Below are 18712 nucleotides of genomic sequence, written 5' to 3' on the forward strand. Positions count from 1 at the left end.
GCCCGGCTCGGCTTTCCTACACCGGGAAGACTTCGCACCCGCGCCGCTGCCGCCGACCCCGCCGACCACCGTCGGCGTCATCGAATCCATCGCGACCGGTTCGCCGGACCAGATCTTCTCGCAGGCCGACGCCGCCGCGCAGGTGGCCGGACTCTTCAGCGATCCGGTGCAGCAGGCCCGGATTCCGCGGATCTACCAGAAGACCCGCATCACCACCCGCCACCTCGCGGTCGACCCGGTCGACCCGGAATTCCTGTCCTACAGCAGGGAAGTCGGCACCATCCGGGACCGCATGAACACCTTCTACGAGCACGCGGTGCCGCTGGCCGTGGATGTGGCCGGACGCGCCACCGCGCATCTGGAGGACCGGGCGTCTGAGATCGGCATGCTGGTCTTCGCCACCAGCACCGGCTTCATCGCACCTGGCGTGGACGTGGCCGTGGTCAAGCAGCTGGGCCTGTCCCCCACCGTCAACCGCGTCATCGTGAACTTCATGGGCTGCGCCGCGGCCATGAACTCGGTGCGCGCCGCGGTGGACTACGCCCGGGCGCACCCGGACAAGAAGGCGCTGGTCATCTGCATCGAACTGAGCTCGGTGAACGCCGTGTTCGACGACAATATCAACGATGTCATCATCCACAGCCTCTTCGGAGACGGCTGCGGCGCGGTGGTCATCGGGGCCAGCCAGCCGCAGCAGCCGCTGCCGGCCGGCGCGGTGGTCATCCGCGACAGCTTCAGCTACCTGTTCGACGACGCGGAGGACGGAATCGTCCTGGGCGTCAACGACAATGGCATCACCTGCGAGCTGTCGGAGAACCTGCCGCAGTACATTCTGCGCGGCGTGGACCCGGTGGTGACCAGCGTGCTGGCGCGCAATGGCATGACCAAGTCCGACATCGACCTGTGGGCGATCCACCCGGGTGGCCCGAAGATCATCGAGGAGTCCGTGCGCTCGCTCGGCCTCGGCTCCGAGCAGGCGGCGACCAGCTGGGACGTGCTCGCCGAGTACGGCAACATGCTCAGCGTCTCGCTGATCTTCGTGCTCGAGCAGATGATCGCGCAGCAGGCCACGCAGCCCATCTCGACCGGGGTGGCGTTCTCGTTCGCGCCCGGCGTCACCCTCGAGGGTGTCGTCTTCGACATCATCCGCCCCTGATCCGGGCATAGTTTCCGTCCAGAGAGCCCAGCAGCCATGCAACTCATCAGATTCCTCATCTCCATCTCGTGGATGCGGATCGCCGGCGTCATCGCCTCCGGTCTGGTCTGCGGTGCGGCCAATACCTACCTGGTGACATTGATTCGGGGAGTGGTGTCACCGGAACCGCATCCGGGCGTCACGGTCCAGGCGTTCGTCGCGACCGCGCTGATCATCCTGATCAGCGGTGTGATCTCGCAGGTGCTGCTGATCCGGCTCGCGCAGGAGGCCATCTACCGCCTGCGCGCGGACCTGAGCGCCCGCATCGTGTCCGCGCCGCTCGAACACCTCGAGCGGCTCGGGCAGCACCGCCTCATCGCGACCCTGACCGAGGATGTGCGGTCACTGTCGCAGGCGGTCACCGCCATTCCGAGCATCTGCATCGACCTGGCGACCATCATCGGCTGCTTCGCGTTCCTCGCGATCGTGTCCGGCCCGATCTTCGCCACCACCGTCGCGGGTACCTTGCTCGGAATCGCATGTGTCGAAACAGTTCTCAAGAAGGTGCGGCACCTGTACCAGGCCGCCCGCGAGAACGAGGACGGCCTGCTGCGGTCCTTCCAGGAGGTGTCGCTGGGCATCAAGGAGCTCAAGCTGCACCGCGGGCGGCGGCGCGACTTCATGGATCGGCAACTGCTCGGCTCGGCCGAGAAGCTGCGGGCGCAGAACGTCGACGCCGGCTCGAAGTTCACCTTCGCCCAGGGTTTCGGCCAGCTGCTGCAGCTGGGCACCATGGCCCTGATCCTGTTCGGCCTGGCGCGCGCCCTGGACCTGCCGCAGAACGTCATGGTCGGCTACGTCCTGGTCACCACGTTCCTCTCGATGCCCATGCAGAACTTCATGCACCGCATTCCCGACCTGCTGCGCGGTGACGTGGCACTGGCCAAGATTCGCTCGCTGAATCTGTCCATCCAGACCGCGCACGACGAATCCACGCTGCCCTACACCGAGCGTCCCGCCGTCACCGCAGCGCGGCTGGAGCTCAACGACGTCAGCTACAACTATCTGAGCGAAGCGCCGCCCGCCTTCCCGCCCGTGCCTGGTGGTCCGCCGCCCGGCACCGGAGCGCACCCGGGTGGCGGTGCGCGGCCGCACCCGGGCGGTGGCGGACGACCCGGCGCGCCCGGTGCGCCCATGGGCGGACGGCCCGGACCGCATCCGGGTGGACGGCCCGGCGGGCCGCCGCCCGGCCACGGCCCGCGTGGCACCGATCGGCCGGATGTCAACGGCCACCGATTCGTCGACCACGGCGGCCACCCCGTCCCGATGGGCGCGCCCATGGCGCCGCCCCAGGCCGACGGGTCCGGCTTCCACCTCGGACCGCTGGACCTGACCTTCTCACCCGGTCAGATCAGCTTCATCGTGGGCGGCAACGGCAGCGGCAAATCGACACTGGCCAAACTGATCACGGGCCTGTACGTCCCGCAGCACGGCCACCTGTCGCTCAATGGCGAGACGATCGACCACGAGAACATCGAGTGGTTCCGGCAGAACTCGTCGGCGGTCTTCACCGACTTCCACCTGTTCGAGGACTACCTGGGCTTCGACGAGGGCGTCGACGACGATGTCCGGAAGTACCTGAAGGAACTGCAGATCGACCACAAGGTCACCGTGGAGAACGGCCGGCTGTCGACGATCGCGTTGTCCCAGGGTCAGCGAAAGCGCCTGGCGCTCTTGACCGCTCTGCTCGAGGATCGCCCGATCTACATGTTCGACGAGTGGGCCGCGGACCAGGAACCGAAGTTCCGCGACGTCTTCTACCGGGAAATCCTGGTGAAGCTCAAGGAACGCGGCAAGACCGTCATCGTGATCACCCACGACGACCGCTACTTCGACTGCGCCGACCAGATCGTGAAACTCGACTTCGGCCGCATCGCCGAGGTCAAGGAACTCGGCCCGCCCCTGGCGGCCACCGAGTAAGCACGGAAGACGAAGGCCCCGTACCGATTCCGGTGCGGGGCCTTTCGTCTGCGCTCAGCCGTCGATCTCCACTTCAGCCGCGACGGTGACGCAATAGCCGAGGGGCAGGGTGGTCATGCCGACGGCGGTGCGTGCGTGCCGGCCGATCTCCGGGCCGAACACGTCGAGAACCACGTCGGAAAAGCCATTGATCACGGTCGTCGTGCCAGCGAAGCCGTGGTCGGCGTTCACCATGCCGTTGACCATGAGCCACGCCGAGATCCGGTCCAGATCACCGAGTTCGACCTCGAGGGCCGCGATCATGGCCAGGGCCGCGCCCCGCGCGGATTCGGCTGCCGCGGCAGGCGATACGACACTCGGCACCTTGCCGAACGGACCGGCCGGACGCCCGTCGTCGGTGAGCGCACCGTGCCCCGACACCAGAACCCGCCGCCCCGAAACCCGAACCCACGCAAACGGAACATTCAGACCGGGCGGCGGCTTCACGACCGGTGGCAGCTGGATCCCCAACCCCGTCAACCGTTCCGCGACAATTCCCATGACCAGCCCCTTCCGATCCGTGAATGATGGCCTGCCATCCAGCCGTTATTCGAGAATGGGACGCGACACCGAAGGGAGGAGCCACCCGGCTCGACGCCTCGATTGGACCGCTCGCCGGCCGAATGACGACGGCCCCACAGCAGTGCGGTGGGGCCGTCGGGGATCTCGGCATCAGCGGAGGGCGGCGGCCTTGCGGCGGGCGGCGGCTGCCTTCTTGGCGGCGGTGGCCTGGGCGTCGGTCTTGGGGGCCGCCTTCTTGGCCGGAGCCTTCTTCGCTGCCTTCTTGGCCGGCGTGGGTTCGGTGAGGGAGGCGGGCTGGGCGGCGAGGACGCCCTTCAGGAACTGGCCGGTGTAGCTCTCAGGGACTGCGGAAATGTCTTCCGGGGTGCCCTGGGCGATGACCATGCCGCCGCCGGAGCCGCCCTCGGGGCCCAAGTCGAGGACCCAGTCCGAGGTCTTGATGACGTCGAGGTTGTGCTCGATGACGATGACCGTATTGCCCTTGTCGACCAGGCCGTTGATAACCCCCAGGAGCTTGCGGATGTCCTCGAAGTGCAGGCCGGTGGTGGGCTCGTCGAGGATGTAGATGGTGCGGCCGGTGGAACGCTTCTGGAGTTCGGCGGCCAGCTTCACGCGCTGGGCCTCACCGCCGGAGAGCGTGGGGGCGGACTGGCCGAGGCGGACGTAGCCGAGGCCGACATCCACCAGGGTCTTGAGGTAGCGGTGGATGGAGGTCACCGGCTCGAAGAACTCGGCCGCCTCCTCGATCGGCATATCGAGGACCTCGGCGATGGTCTTGCCCTTGTAGTGCACCTCGAGGGTCTCGCGGTTGTAGCGCGCACCGTGGCAGACCTCGCACGGGACGTAAACGTCCGGGAGGAAGTTCATTTCGATCTTCAGGGTGCCGTCACCCGAGCAGGCCTCGCAGCGGCCGCCCTTCACATTGAAGGAGAACCGGCCCGGCTGGTAGCCGCGCACCTTGGCCTCGGTGGTGGCCGCGAAAAGGGTGCGGATCTTGTCGAAAACACCCGTGTACGTAGCCGGATTCGAGCGCGGCGTACGGCCGATCGGCGACTGGTCGACCTGCACAAGCTTGTCCAGGTGATCGAGGCCGTTGACCCGGGTGTGGCGGCCGGGCACCTGGCGTGCGCCGTTCAGCTTGTTCTGGAGCACGGTCGCCAGAATGTCGTTGACCAGCGTCGACTTACCCGAACCCGACACGCCGGTGATCGAAGTCAGCACGCCCAGCGGGAAACTCACGTCGATGTTCTGCAGGTTGTGCTCGACCGCGCCGACCACCGTGAGTTGCTTGCGCTTGTCGATCGGGCGCCGCACCAGCGGCACCTCGATCTGCTCGCGGCCGGAAAGGTAAGCGCCCGTGAGCGATCCCTTGTCCTTCAGCAGGCCCTCGTACGGACCCGAGTACACCACCTGACCGCCGTGCTCACCGGCCAGCGGGCCGATGTCGACCACCCAGTCCGAAGCGTGGATGGTGTCCTCGTCGTGCTCGACCACGATGAGCGTATTGCCGAGACTCTTCAGCCGCGTGAGGGTTTCGATGAGCCGGCGATTGTCGCGCTGGTGCAGGCCGATGGACGGCTCGTCCAGCACGTACAGCACACCCACCAGGCCGGACCCGATCTGGGTGGCCAGCCGGATACGCTGCGCCTCACCGCCGGACAGCGTGGCCGCGGCGCGCGAGAGCGTCAGGTACTGCAGACCGACATCCAGCAGGAAGCCCAGGCGCGCCTGGATCTCCTTGATCACCTGCGCCGCGATCGCCGCCTGGCGATCGTCGAGGGTCAGGGTGTTCAGGAACTTCGCGGCGTCACCGATGGACAGATCCGACAGGTCCGCAATGGATTTGCGCTCCGGGCCCGCCGACAGCGTGACCGCCAGGATCTCGGGCCGCAGTCGCGCGCCGTTGCAGACAGGGCACGGGATGTCCCGCATGTACCCGTCGTAGTGCTCCTTCATCGCCTCCGATTCGGTGGCGTCCATGCGCCGCTGCAGGAACGGCATCACGCCCTCGAAATCGGCGTAGTACGAACGCTTGCGGCCGTAGCGGTTGGTGTAGGAGACGTGCACCTGCTCGGAGCTGCCCTCCAGCACGGCCTTGCGGGCCTTGAGCGGCAACTGATTCCACGGCGTGTCCATGGAGAAGCCGATCGCCTCGGCCAGGCCCGACAGCAGGCGGGTGAAGTATTCGGCGGTCTGGCCGCGCGACCAGGGCGCGATCGCGCCGTCATTGAGACTCAGATCCGGGTCCGGCACAACCAGATCCGGATCGACCTCCTTGCGGATACCCAGACCCGTGCAGTCCGGGCAGGCGCCGTAGGGCGAGTTGAAGGAGAACGACCGCGGTTCCAGATCCTCGATATCGAGGGGGTGCCCGTTCGGGCAGGCCAGCCGCTCGGAGAAGCGCCGCTCTCGATCGTGGGCGTGCTCGTCGCGATCCACGAAGTCCAGCACCACGATACCGTCGGCCAGCCGCAGCGCGGTCTCGATCGAATCGGTCAGGCGCTGTTTGGAACTCGGCTTCACCGCGAGGCGGTCCACGACCACCTCGACATCGTGCTTCTCCTGCTTCTTCAGCTTCGGCGGGTCGGTCAGCGGATGCACCACGCCGTCGACCCGGACCCGCGAGTAGCCCTGCGAGTTCAGCGACTCGAACAGGTCCACGAATTCGCCCTTGCGGGTGCGCACCACGGGCGCGAGCACCTGGAACTTGGTGCCCTCCTCCATGGCCAGCACCTGATCCACGATCTGCTGCGGGGTCTGCTTGGCGATCAGATGACCACAGACCGGGCAGTGCGGAGTGCCCGCGCGCGCGAACAGCAGACGCAGATAGTCGTAGACCTCGGTGATGGTGCCGACCGTGGACCGCGGATTGCGGTTGGTCGACTTCTGGTCGATGGACACCGCCGGGGACAGGCCCTCGATGAAATCCACATCCGGCTTGTCCATCTGGCCGAGGAACTGCCGCGCATACGCCGACAGCGATTCCACGTACCGCCGCTGGCCCTCGGCGAAAATCGTGTCGAAGGCGAGCGAGGACTTTCCGGACCCGGACAGACCAGTGAAAACGATGAGACTGTCGCGGGGTAGGTCGAGATCGACCCCTTTGAGGTTGTGCTCCCGCGCTCCGCGCACCGTCAGGCGATCCGCCACTGGCCATCCTTCCAACGTTTCAGCATCCAGACATACCCCCGACGCCATGCTAGGGGCACCCACCGACAAGTTTGGTTACGAGTGCTGAAACGCTGGTCACAGTATGTTTATTGCGAGATGTGACTAGGCCCGCCGATCGGCGGGTACGGCAGTGGTGCCCGCCACACTCGGCAGCGCTCGCCGCACACAGCCCGTGATGGCTCGCGGCTGCAGGACCCGATCCCGGTCCCGCGCACGCGAGCGGCCCTCGGCGCCGGCCGCGGTGACCAGCGCGAGATCGCCGTCGAAGCGCCGATACAGCAGCCGGCCGCGGCGCGTATCGGCATCGGTGAAGAACAGATAGGGCAGCCCGCCCAGGCACAGCCGGGCCACCGCATCGTCTTCGAGCAGGACCGGCACGCCGTCGCGCATCCGGCCCAGGGTCCGCACCCCGAGCGGACCGGTCCAGCAGACCACCGCCTCGGATCCGGTCCCGGCATCGATGAACAGGTGCGCGTCGTAATCCATCGCATCCAGCACCCGCGCCGCCGCGGCCGGTGTGGCCACCTGTAGTCGACAGTCCTTGCGCCGCACGATCGGTCGCGGCTCGGTCACCGAGGACAGTGTCGGCCGCGCGGGATCCGGCCAGGGCCGGGACAATTCGTCCGGCCGGCAGCCCAGTCGCAGATCCAGCCGCTCCAGCGCGAAGGTGGCCGCGAACCGCCCCGGCCCGGCGACCTGCACCCGGAACGCCTTCCCCAGTGTCCGGATACCCGCCTGCACCAGCGTCGTCTCGTCCTCGGCGGCGGGCCAGTGCAGGCGTGCCCGCACCGGCCCTGCGACCCCGTGCCGGCGCAGGATCCTGCCCAATCCGCGCACCACCCGGGTCACCTCCCCCGACGGGACGGGCCCGCGCGTGGTCACGACGAAATCCGGATCGATTCCACTCGACCACACATCGAATGCGCCCATAGCCGACCCCGCTCTCCCTGTTCCGACCCGGCAACCCCGCTCCATGGCAACACACCCCGGTGACCCCCGACAGTGCCGAAAGTCCCGAACCAGACCACTTTCGGGGAAAATCCTCCGACAAAAGATCACCGGACAAATTTTCGGACAGTTCGGGCCCCGGAAATTAGGGACCTTCGGCGGTATCCGCATGTCTTCCCGCGAGTTACGTTTGCCACTACCATTTCGCGCGCCCGCGACCCGAGCTTGGAGGCCGTCGTGATCAAAGTCTTCCTGGTCGACGATCACGAGATCGTCCGCCGCGGTCTGACCGACCTGCTGGAGGAGGATCCCGAACTGACCGTCGTCGGCGAGGCCGGTGACGTCGCCCAGGCGCTGGCCCGGATCCCGGCGCTGCGCCCCGACGTGGCGGTGCTGGACGTACGCCTGCCCGACGGGAACGGCATCGAACTGTGCCGCGACCTGCTCGCCGACATCGACGACCTGCGATGCCTGATCCTCACCTCCTATACCGACGAACAGGCCATGATGGACGCGATCCTGGCCGGCGCCAGCGGCTACGTGGTCAAGGACATCAAGGGCATGGAGCTGGCCAAGGCCATCAAGGAGGTGGGCGCGGGCCGTTCGCTGCTGGACAATCGCGCGGCGGCGGCGCTCATGGCACGGCTGCGGCGCAGCACCGAATTCGACGGCCCGCTGGCCGGTTTGACCGATCAGGAGCGCAAGCTGCTGGACCTGCTCGGCGACGGCCTCACCAACCGGCAGATCGCGGAACGGATGTTCCTGGCTGAGAAGACCGTCAAGAACTACGTGTCCCGGCTGCTGGCGAAACTCGGCATGGAACGCCGCACCCAGGCCGCCGTGCTGGCCTCGAAATTGCGTACGGGACAGTCACGTTCGGCATGACAGCCTCGCGGCAACCTCGGCCCGCATAGAATTCGGCTTGCCGTGTCGTATCCGCCGGACCGCAGGACAACCATGCACGACACACCCCGCACCGGTACCTACTCGGTGCGTGAAACACTGTCGCAGCTGCGATTACGCGAATTGCTCACCGAGGTCAAGGACCGGGTCGAACAGATCATCGACGCCCGGGACCGCATCGACGGGCTGGTCGAGGCCATGCTCGCGGTCACCTCCGGCCTCGATCTGGACCAGACCCTGAGCACGATCGTGCGCGCCGCCACCATCCTGGTCGACGCCCGTTTCGGGGCACTCGCGGTGCGCGGGCACGAACAACAGCTCAGCCAGTTCATCTTCCACGGCATCGACGAGCAGACCCGGATGCGGATCGGCGCGCTGCCCGAGGGCCACGGCGTACTCGGCCTCATACTCGACAAGCCCGAACCGCTGCGCCTGGACGATCTCCCGCGCCATCCCGCCGCGACCGGATTCCCCGAGCACCATCCGGTCATGCGCACCTTTCTCGGCATGCCGGTGCGGATCCGCGGCGAGATCTTCGGAAACCTGTATCTCACCGAGAAATCCGGCGGGCACCCCTTCACCGAGGACGACGAGGTGCTGCTGCAGGCGCTGGCCGCCGCGGCCGGTATCGCCGTCGACAATGCCCGGCTCTACGAGCAGGCCCGCACCCGGCAGGCCTGGATCGAGGCCACCCGCGATATCGCCACCGAATTCCTGGCCGACACCGAACCCAGCAAGGTGCTGGCCCACGTGGTCGAGCACGCCCGCGAGCTGACCGCCTCCCAGCAGGCGCTGCTGGCCGTGGTCGCCGATCCCGACGACGCGCCCGAGGATGTCGCCGAACTCGTTGTGGCGCAATGGTCCGGCCCCGACGAACCGCCGGACGGACACGCGGTTCGCGCGGTGGCCACCGCCGTCGGGCAGGCCCTCACCACCCGCACCCCGCTGCGCTTCGACGACGCCCGCCACATCGACCTGGGCACGCCCATCGCCGATATCGGCCCGGCCCTGGTGCTGCCGCTGCACACCCCGGATTCCACCCTGGGCGTGCTGATCACGCTGCGTGCCGCCGAATCCGCGCCCTACACCGACGAATTGGTGGAGCTGATCGCCGCCTTCACCGATCAGGCCGCGCTGGCCATGCAACTGGCGGTGGCGCAGCGGCGCATGCGCGAACTCGACATCCTCACCGACCGCGACCGGATCGCCCGCGACCTGCACGACCACGTCATCCAGCGGCTGTTCGCCATCGGGCTCTACCTGCAGGGCACCGTGCCGCGCGCCCGGGTGCCCGAGGTGCAGAAACGGCTGGCCGACGCCATCAACGATCTGCAGGACGTGGTGGAGGAGATCCGCACCTCCATCTTCGATCTGCACGGCGGCGACGGGCACAGCACCCGGCTGCGCCAGCGCATCGAACGCGCGGTCAAACAGCAGACCACCGCCACCGGCATCCGGGCGCTCATGCACATCACCGGACCGCTGTCGGTGGTCGAGCCGGCGCTCGCCGATCACGCGGAAGCCGTGGTGCGCGAGGCGATCTCGAACGCGGTCCGGCATTCCGGGGCCGACACCATCACCATCGACATCGGTGTGGCCGACGATCTCACCATCGTGGTCTCCGACAATGGCCGCGGCATTCCGGACGACATCACCCCCAGCGGCCTGACCAACCTGGCCCGGCGCGCCGAACAGTCCGGCGGCAGCCTGGCGGTGTATCCGCGGCGCGATCCCAGCGGGGACGGCACGGGCACGAAACTGCACTGGTCGGTGCCACTGCACTGACTCGCTGAGATCGAGCGTTATCGCCTCGCTGAGAGCTCGGGTGTCGTCAGCCGACCGGGCCGAGCACCACCGCGGAGTTGTTGCCGCCCATGCCCAGCGCGGTCTTCACCGTGATGCCGTCGACGCCGCGCCGGACGCCCCCGACCAGATTGGGATGCGCGGGGGCCACGATCGGGGCGGACACCAGCAGCCCGCGCTCGTAACCCAGTGCCGCGACGGCCACTTCGACCCCGGCCGAGGCGGCCTGGCAGTGCCCGGCCAATGGCTTGAGCGCCACCACCGCCGGGCGATCGTCGAAAAGCTCCGCCAGCAGCGCGGTTTCGGCGGCGTCGCACTGGGCGGTGCCGGAACCGTGCGAATTGAGGTACGCGACCTCGTCGGGACGGACATCGGCGCTGGCCAGGGCGCCGCGCACGCACTCGAATATCTGGGAGTAGGACGGCTCGACGGAGATCACATGGTGGCCGTCGTTGGACATGGCCCCGCCGAGTATCGCCGCATAGGGACGCTCGGCGTCACGTGTGGCCAGGAACGCGACCGAGGCCTCGCCGAAACCGAAGCCGCGGCTGCCCTGCTGGAAGGGACGGCAGGCATCGAGGGGGTCGGCGTCGTCCACCGCCGCGCCCAGGACCACGAACGGCTGCACCATCTCTGGAATCCCGGACAGGTCGGTGGCGACCACCAGCACGTCGTCGGCGATGCCCTGGGCCAGCCACAGCTGCGCGGTGACCAGGGCCACGTTCGCCGAGGAGCAGGCGGCGGTCACATTCATGGCCGGGCCGTGAAACCCGAACTCGCTCATCAGCATCGACACCGGGGTCGAGGGAAGCAATCGCAGATAGTCGCGCGAACGCCGCTGCCCGCCGTCGACGGTGTAGAAGTCCCGCCACTCGTTGGCGTCTCCGAGCACGATGGCGTGCAGCAGGCCAACCGTCCGGCCGGGCCGCCAGCCGCGTTCGCGCGCATCGGCCACCGCCTCGCGCGCCGAGCCGATGACCGCGCGTAGGTAGCGGCTGGGTGGTAGATCCGGATCGCCGCCGTCCGGCACGCGGGCGATCCACCCCTGCCGATCGCGTCCGGGCCCGTACCCTGGAAAGAGCCGGGCTGCGGGTTTGCCGGTCAGCAAACCTTCCCAGAGGGTTTCGAGGCCCCAGCCGTACCCGGTGACAGCGCCGATGCCGGCCAGGGTCATATGATCTTGATGCCGACCTGCGGTCATCGGGACGGGGATGGTGCCAGGCATTTGCATCGCTCCTCTCGGGCCGTTGCCCGTAATGATCACCACTCGCGGGCCGATGCTGAGCAGAACTGTAGGTCATTCAATCGGTCGGCAAGGGGCACCAGCAAATTTTTAGATAACAGAATGGTGCCGTGCTCCAGTGACGTGTCGGAACGACGATCAGGGGGTGCATGACGTGATGGGTAACGATCGGGCAAATGACTCGGCCAATACCGAACAGCTGGCCCAGCGATACCGGTCCCTGGTGGATTACAGCCCCGACGGGGTCGTGGTCCACGCGCGTGGCACCGTCGTCTACGCCAACCCCGCAATGCTGCGGCTGCTAGCGGCCGAAGATCCGGACGACGTGATCGGGCAACCGGTCACCAATTTCGTCGAACGAAGTTCCGTCTCACCCATGCTCGACCGCATCCGCCGCCTCACCATCGCGGGCACCGCGTCCGACCCCGCCGAGATGACGCTGATGCGATGCGACGGCGGCAGCGTCGACGTCGAGACCGTGTCGGTGCTCACCGCCTGGCACGAACACCTCGCCTACCAGGTGGTGGTGCACGACCTCACCGCGCAGCGCCGCGCCGAGGCCGCCCAGCAGCGCGCCGAGGATTTCTTCACCACAGTGGTGTCGCAATTGGAGGAGGGGGTGGTGGTGATCGACCGGCACGGGCGCATCGAATCCGCCAATCCGGCCGCGCGCCGTATCTTCGGCTACGACGCCGACGACCTCGTCGGTACCCACATCTACGACATCCCGCTGAGCCTGCTGGACGCCAACGCCCAGCCCATGCCCACGTCCTGGTATCCGGTGATCCGCACGCTCGCCACCGGGGAGACGGTGACCCGCTTCGTGTTCGGGCTCGACCGGACCGACGGGCAGCGGCGCTGGCTCTCGGCCAACAGCCGGCTGCTCGATCCCGGCGATCCGGACTCGGCGGCGGTGTCGTCGTTCAACGACATCACCGAATTCCGGGCCAGCCGAAGGCAATTGGAGTACCAGGCCACCCACGACCCGCTCACCGGGCTGGCCAATCGGGCGCTGGTGCTCTCGCGGCTGGCGGCGGCGCTGGGCACCACCGAGACGCTGCCGGTGTCGAGCGTGCTGTTCATCGACCTGGACGGGTTCAAGGCCATCAACGACACGCTCGGGCACGCCATCGGCGACACCGTGCTGCAGATCGTGGCGCAGCGGCTGCAGCGCGGGCTGCGCTCCGAGGACATCGTGGGCCGGATCGGCGGTGACGAATTCCTGGTGCTGCTGTCCGGGCGCACCCTGGGCGACGATCTCGACACGCTCATCGCGCGGCTGCGCCAGACCATGGCCGAGCCGATCATCGCGCGCGGGCACCGCATACAGGTCGACGCCTCGATCGGGGTGACGGACCTGTGCGCGGGCGACAATCGCACCCCGGAGGCCGTCCTGCACGATGCCGACCTGGCCATGTACCGGGCCAAGCCGCCCAACCATCGGAACGGCGCCCTCGGACGCCGCAGCGACAGCACCCACGCCTCCTGAACCCGGCAGTTTCGGGGCTTGTTACCTGGCGGTACGGCGCGCGAGGGAATCGCGAACTAGACTCGACAACTCTGTTCTCGATGCTTCGCGCGCCGTACCCAACACGGCGGACGTGGTGAACAAGGAGTTCCGTTTTGCCCGACCTCACCGAGGAGCGTTCCGTGTCCGATTCCGCTAACGCGGCTTCCCCGGACCTGGAGCGCGAGCAGCAGTACCTCACGAAGCTCTACGAACAGCTCGACGGCATGCGCGCCTACGCCCAGCGGCGGCTGCGCACCGTGCTGCTGGAAACCGGCGGCACGCCGCAGGCCCGTAGTGAGCGCGAGTCGTTCACCCAGCTCTACTCCGAGGACCTGGCCAAGTACGACGCCGCCGAACACGGCCTGTGCTTCGGCCGCATCGACATCGCCGAGAACGGCGACAGTGAGCATCGCTATATCGGGCGCATCGGCATCCTCGACGAGAGCGCCGACTACGAGACGCTGCTGCTGGATTGGCGCGCTCCCATGGCCCGGCCCTTCTACCTCGCCACCACCGCCGCACCCGACGGCGTGACCCGGCGGCGGCACATCCGCTCGCGCAACCGCACGGTCACCGGGGTCAATGACGAGTACCTGGACCTGGATGCCGCGCAGCGCGCCGGGGTGCTCGGCGGCGACGGCGGCGTGGGCAGCGAGAGCGCGCTGCTGGCCGCGCTCAATGCGGCCCGCACCGGGCACATGAACGACATCGTCGAGACCATTCAGAGCGAGCAGGACGCCATCATCCGCTCCGAGCACAAGAGCGTGCTGGTGGTGCAGGGCGGGCCCGGCACCGGCAAGACCGCGGTGGCACTGCACCGCGCGGCCTACCTGCTGTACACCTACCGGCAGCAGCTGGACAAGGCCGGCGTGCTCATCATCGGCCCGAACTCGACGTTCCTGGACTACATCGGCCAGGTGCTGCCCTCGCTGGGTGAGACCGGCGTGCTGCTGTCCACCGTCGGCAACCTGTACCCGGGAGTGCAAGCGACACTGGAGGATTCGCTGCGCGCCGGGGAGCTCAAGGGCTCGCTCGACATGCTCGAGGTGCTCAAGAAGGGGGTGCGGGCCTGGCAGGAGGTGCCCCGGGAGCCGATTCAGCTCTACTTCGACGGCCACCAGCTGGAGCTGGACCGCAAGATCGCCACCAAGGCCCGCGGCCGCGCCCGCTCCTCGCGCCGTCCGCACAACCTGGCCCGGCCCGTCTTCGCCGCCGCCGTCGTCGACGCGCTCACCGATCAGCTGGCCGCCGCCATCGGCGCGAACCCGCTGGGCGGGCGAAACCTGTTGAGCCAGACCGATCTCACCGAGATCCGCGACGAGATGCGAGCCGATCCCGAGATCCAGCGCGCCATCGCCGGACTGTGGCCCATCCTCACCCCGCAGGAGGTGCTGGGCGGGCTGTGGGCCGACCCCAAGCGCCTGGCCGATGCCGCCGGGCAGCTGAGCCACACCGACCGGGCCGAGCTGTACCGGTCCGACAGCGGAGAGTTCAGTGACGCGGACGCGCCCCTGCTGGACGAGCTGGCCGAACTGCTCGGTATCGACGACAGCGAAGAGCGCGAGCGCGCCCGCCGCCGCTGGCGCGCCCAATTGGCCGAGGCCCAGGACGCACTCGACATCCTCACCGGTTCCGCGCCCCAGGATCTCGAGGACGACCTGGATCCCGAACTGCTGATGGCCTACGACCTCATCGACGCCTCCCAGCTCGCCGAGCGCCAGCAGGTGCGCACCCGGCAGACCACCGCCGAACGCGCCGCCGGCGACCGCACCTGGACCTACGGCCACGTCATCGTGGATGAGGCGCAGGAGCTTTCGGCCATGGCGTGGCGAATGGTCATGCGCCGCATCCCGAATCGCTGGATCACCGCCGTCGGCGACGTGGCACAGACCGGCGACCCGGCGGGCGCCTCGTCCTGGCAGCAGGTGCTGGAACCCTATGTGGCCAAGCGCTGGAAGCTCACCGAGCTGACGGTCAACTACCGCACCCCGTCGGAGATCATGGCGGTGGCGGCGGACGTGCTGACCGCCATCGACCCGGCCGCGCCCGCGCCGCGCTCGGTCCGCGACTCCGGCTTCGAGCCAACCGCGACCCGGGTGGCGGCCCCCGAGCTGGCCGACGAGATCAAGCGGCTGATCGCCGCGGAGGCCGAGCATCCCGGCACCACCGTGGTCATCGTGCCGCACGACCTCGCCCCGGAACTCGCACACCTGACCGATGATTCGGTGCGCGTGCTCACCGTCCACGACGTGAAGGGCCTGGAGTTCGACGCGGTCATCCTGGCCGAACCGCACCGGATCCTGGGCGAATCGCCTCGTGGCCTCAACGACCTGTACGTGGCGCTCACCCGCGCCACCCAGCGCCTGGCGGTCGTGCATTCCGCGGACCTGCCGGAGGTCCTGCGCCGGCTGCGCTGACCAGGACCGCGAACAGCGAAGCGGCCGAGCCCGGTGAGGCTCGGCCGCTACGTTGAAAAGGGGGTCCGCTCTCTCGGAACGGAGGTTCGCTCAGCGCACGGTGTGCACGATCAGCACGTCGCAGCGGGACTTGCGGGCCACATCCGACGGCACCGAGCCGAGCAGGCGACCGGCCAGGGTGTTGAGGCCGCGGTTACCGACGACGAGCAGGTCGGCCTCCACCTCCTTCACCAGGTCCAGCAGCGACTCGACGGGCTCGCCGACGACGGCCTTCTCCACCACGTTCACCGCGCCGACGGAGACGGCCTTGTCCCGCGCGACGCGCAGGATCTCGCTGGTCGGCGCGGAGCCGCGGACCTGGTAGGCCTCGTCCTTCAGCACGTCCGCGGCCGCGGCCACATCGCGGTCGTCGGTCGGGAAATACGCGCAGGCGATGTACAGCGTGGCGCCCTCGTCGCCGGCCAGAGCCGCGGCCCGCTCGACGGCGACGTACGACGAGTCCGAGCCATCGGTACCGACGACGATCGTCCGGTAGGCGGTCATTTCTCCTCCAAGTACAAGGGTCGGGGCCGCGGAATCCTCGACAGTGGGGTTTTCACCGCGGCAACTTCGCCTGACAATAGCGGCATAACCGGCGGAAATATTCGATATCGCAACACATCACACTTCCGTGGCGTGATCGGATCCGGGCACATTCCGGTTCCCGCCGCGAAGACGGCCTCGGCTACCAGCGAATTTCCGAAGCACCGCGACGTGGCCCACAATATGCCAACGGTGTTGCGTCCCTGGGAGATTCGTCACAAACCCGATATCCCCCGGACCGGCCACGGGCCGTTCGTTGTGACATCGCACAACGAACGGCCCGCGAAACAGTGACTTGGCCTTGCCTCACAGCTCGCGATATTCGGCCCACAACCAGCCGAGAATCGCGCTGAGGATGGACATACGATCCTCTTCCCTCCGGCCGATCAATGACGCGCAATACTAACGCGCCCGGATCGGATCAGAGGCTGAAAAGCGGTCCGGTGAGCGTCAATCCGAGATCCCCGCCGGTGTGGGCGAAGAAGGCGAACAGCATGAGCGCCGCGCCCGCGAGCGCGATGTCCTTGTTGAAGTTCACCATCTCGGCCTGCTTGGCCTCCGCGTCGGTCTCCTTCCAGAAGGCGTGCATGAGGAAGGCGGTCGGCAGCAGGAAGACGATCAGCAGCAGCGCGCCCAGATCGGCCCAGACGCCCAGCAGCACGCTCAGCCCACCGGCCAGCAGCAGCACACCCGACGCGGGCACCGCCAGATCGGCCATGGGCAACCCCCTGAACTGCGCGTACTGCGCCATCGTCTTCCGCTGCGCGAAATGCCCGAAGCCCGAGCCGAGGAACAGCAGTGCGAACAGGATCCGTCCGATCAATACCAGCACGTCCATAGCCCGCTCCTTCGATGATCGATATGCCATTGGATGACATGGCAACCAACTTCTGGGGTATCGAGATTATTCCCGGACCAGCGGTTATCAGGATGGTAGCGAGATGCGGGCATATTCCAGCGGAGGCAGCCCGATCTCCTTGGCGAACTCGTTGGAGAAGTGCGCCTGATCGAAGTAGCCGAGCTCGACGGCCAGCGCGGCCAGGTCCGAGGTGCGGCCCTCGGCCAGCAGATGTGCGCCGTCCTGCAGGCGATAGCGCCGCAGCACCCATTTCGGGCCCGCACCGACATAGCGGCGGAACAGCCGCTGCAGGGTTCGGACGGGAATACCGAAACGCTCGGTGACCTGGTCGACCCGGGTCAGATCGCGATCATGCTCCATGGCCTCGATGATCGCCAGCACCTGGCGGTAGCCGGTGTCGTCACCCCCACCGGGCTCCTCGCGCCGGACCTCGACCAGGAAATCCTCGATCAGATCCCGGCGGCGTTCGGCATCGGCGGTCGCGAGCACCGCCTCGGAGAGAGCGTCGGCCGCCGGGAAGATATCGGTTGCCGGGACCGAGGTATCACTGAGTGCCCCGACGTCCAGGCCCGTGAACGCGCCGAAGCCGCCGGCCCGGAACTTCACCCCGAAAGTCTCGCCCTCCCCGGCCAATTCACGCACGTACTTGGTGGTCCACACACCGGTGACGAAGGCGCCGGTGCGTTCGTGGGTGCGCTCGAAGGTCAGGTTGACGCAGGGGTACGACAGCACCTCGGCCCGGAAGGGCGGCTGGCCCCGGCGATCCCAGCGCACGGCCCAGTACCACTCGACGTAGCGGGACACCCGCGGGCTGGCGGGCAGCCGGGAGTGGTTGTTGGCCTGGTTCTGCTGGCGGGGCCGCAGAATGCCCTTGGCGGTCTCCGGCGGCGGTACCGGCTGCGGCGAGAACCGGCCTCCGGCAGTGCTTCCACCGGCCCCTTCGGCAGTGTTTCCAATGGTCATCGCGCCTGTCGCTTTCTTACAAGACCATCGCCGCCGCGGCGACGAGAGTAGTGCACATGAGCAACGCAGTGAATCCGATCCCCGAGGGCTACCACTCCATCACCTGCTTCCTGGCCGTCCCGGACGCCAATGCGGCCATCGAGTTCTACTCCGCCGTCTTCGGCGCGAAGGTGCTGAGCCGCAACGATCTTCCCGACGGCCAGGCCGCACACGCCGAACTTCTCATCGGCGACTCCACCATCCAGGTCGGCATGCCCATTCCCGACGAGGGCCTGCGCGCCCCCGCCGACGACTGGGTCCACACCAGCGTCGTCCACTACTGCCCGGATGTGGACGTCGTCTCGAAGCTGGCCTCCGAGAACGGCGCCCGCTTCGTCGCCGAACCCGCCACCTTCGTCACCGGCGACCGGTTCGGCCGGGTCATGGATCCATTCGGCCACCGCTGGATCGTCATGACGCGAGTCGAGGACGTCTCCCGCGAAGAGGCGGAGCGACGCGTCAACGAATGGATGGCCAGTTCCGCCTCCCCGAGCCTCTAGCGGACGGCCGAGTGCCGCTGACAGCTGATAGCCCGTGCGGGCGGTTGGGTGCCGAACCGATTCTGGACGTACCCGGCGAGTTACCCCCGCCTGCACGA

The 18712-nt window shown here is 67.8% G+C and carries 14 protein-coding genes; 7 read left to right on the plus strand and 7 right to left on the minus strand.

What is annotated here, in order from left to right; genetic code table 11:
- The first annotated feature begins 46 nt into the window (after positions 1-46).
- Positions 47-1156 carry a type III polyketide synthase gene (locus ACQP1O_RS30180; protein WP_433567845.1) on the plus strand — a complete coding sequence of 370 codons (1110 nt, stop codon included), beginning with the start codon at positions 47-49 and terminating at the stop codon, positions 1154-1156.
- A gap of 36 nt (positions 1157-1192) precedes the next feature.
- Entirely contained in the window at positions 1193-3115 is a 1923-nt protein-coding gene (locus ACQP1O_RS30185) for an ATP-binding cassette domain-containing protein (protein ID WP_433561811.1), read from the plus strand.
- Between the two features lie 54 nt (positions 3116-3169).
- Here the strand turns inward: ACQP1O_RS30185 and ACQP1O_RS30190 are convergent, their stop codons facing one another.
- From ACQP1O_RS30190 to ACQP1O_RS30200, 3 genes are all read right to left on the minus strand, one after another.
- On the minus strand, positions 3170-3655 hold the full coding sequence (locus ACQP1O_RS30190; RefSeq protein WP_433561812.1) for a RidA family protein: 486 nt from the start codon (positions 3653-3655) through the stop codon (positions 3170-3172).
- Between the two features lie 171 nt (positions 3656-3826).
- Complete coding sequence (gene uvrA / locus ACQP1O_RS30195; protein WP_433561813.1) at positions 3827-6826, minus strand: excinuclease ABC subunit UvrA; 3000 nt, start codon at positions 6824-6826, stop codon at positions 3827-3829.
- A gap of 123 nt (positions 6827-6949) precedes the next feature.
- A complete protein-coding gene (locus tag ACQP1O_RS30200) occupies positions 6950-7777 on the minus strand; it encodes a sigma 54 modulation/S30EA ribosomal C-terminal domain-containing protein (protein ID WP_433561814.1) in 828 nt (275 codons plus the stop codon).
- Positions 7778-8032: 255 nt separating this feature from the next.
- On the opposite strand from ACQP1O_RS30200, the gene ACQP1O_RS30205 reads away from it, so the two are divergent.
- The gene (locus ACQP1O_RS30205; protein ID WP_354846173.1) at positions 8033-8680 is read left to right on the plus strand and encodes a response regulator transcription factor; all 648 of its coding nucleotides are present in this window, start codon (positions 8033-8035) and stop codon (positions 8678-8680) included.
- 72 nt (positions 8681-8752) lie between these two features.
- Positions 8753-10483, plus strand: a complete 1731-nt coding sequence (locus ACQP1O_RS30210; protein WP_433561815.1) for a GAF domain-containing sensor histidine kinase — start codon at positions 8753-8755, stop codon at positions 10481-10483.
- 46 nt (positions 10484-10529) lie between these two features.
- Here the strand turns inward: ACQP1O_RS30210 and ACQP1O_RS30215 are convergent, their stop codons facing one another.
- A complete protein-coding gene (locus tag ACQP1O_RS30215; RefSeq protein WP_433561816.1) occupies positions 10530-11726 on the minus strand; it encodes a beta-ketoacyl synthase N-terminal-like domain-containing protein in 1197 nt (398 codons plus the stop codon).
- 175 nt (positions 11727-11901) lie between these two features.
- Between ACQP1O_RS30215 and ACQP1O_RS30220 the strand changes: the two genes are divergently transcribed.
- Positions 11902-13233: a diguanylate cyclase domain-containing protein gene (locus tag ACQP1O_RS30220; protein WP_433567846.1), complete on the plus strand. Its 1332-nt coding sequence runs from the start codon at positions 11902-11904 to the stop codon at positions 13231-13233.
- A gap of 161 nt (positions 13234-13394) precedes the next feature.
- The gene (locus ACQP1O_RS30225; protein WP_433561817.1) at positions 13395-15671 is read left to right on the plus strand and encodes a HelD family protein; all 2277 of its coding nucleotides are present in this window, start codon (positions 13395-13397) and stop codon (positions 15669-15671) included.
- 90 nt (positions 15672-15761) lie between these two features.
- Here ACQP1O_RS30225 and ACQP1O_RS30230 read toward each other — a convergent pair whose 3' ends face one another.
- The 3 genes from ACQP1O_RS30230 to ACQP1O_RS30240 all read right to left on the minus strand — a co-directional run bounded on the left by ACQP1O_RS30230 (position 15762) and on the right by ACQP1O_RS30240 (position 18075).
- Entirely contained in the window at positions 15762-16214 is a 453-nt protein-coding gene (locus ACQP1O_RS30230; protein ID WP_433561818.1) for a universal stress protein, read from the minus strand.
- Between the two features lie 460 nt (positions 16215-16674).
- Positions 16675-17091 (minus strand): DoxX family protein, encoded by a 417-nt coding sequence (locus ACQP1O_RS30235; RefSeq protein WP_433561819.1) that lies wholly within the window; start codon positions 17089-17091, stop codon positions 16675-16677.
- A gap of 87 nt (positions 17092-17178) precedes the next feature.
- Complete coding sequence (locus ACQP1O_RS30240) at positions 17179-18075, minus strand: AraC family transcriptional regulator (RefSeq protein WP_433561820.1); 897 nt, start codon at positions 18073-18075, stop codon at positions 17179-17181.
- A 56-nt stretch (positions 18076-18131) separates the two neighbouring features.
- Between ACQP1O_RS30240 and ACQP1O_RS30245 the strand changes: the two genes are divergently transcribed.
- A complete protein-coding gene (locus ACQP1O_RS30245; protein WP_433561821.1) occupies positions 18132-18614 on the plus strand; it encodes a VOC family protein in 483 nt (160 codons plus the stop codon).
- The last annotated feature ends 98 nt before the right edge of the window (positions 18615-18712 follow it).

The organism is Nocardia sp. CA-151230, assembly GCF_050942175.1.
Lineage (GTDB): Bacteria > Actinomycetota > Actinomycetes > Mycobacteriales > Mycobacteriaceae > Nocardia.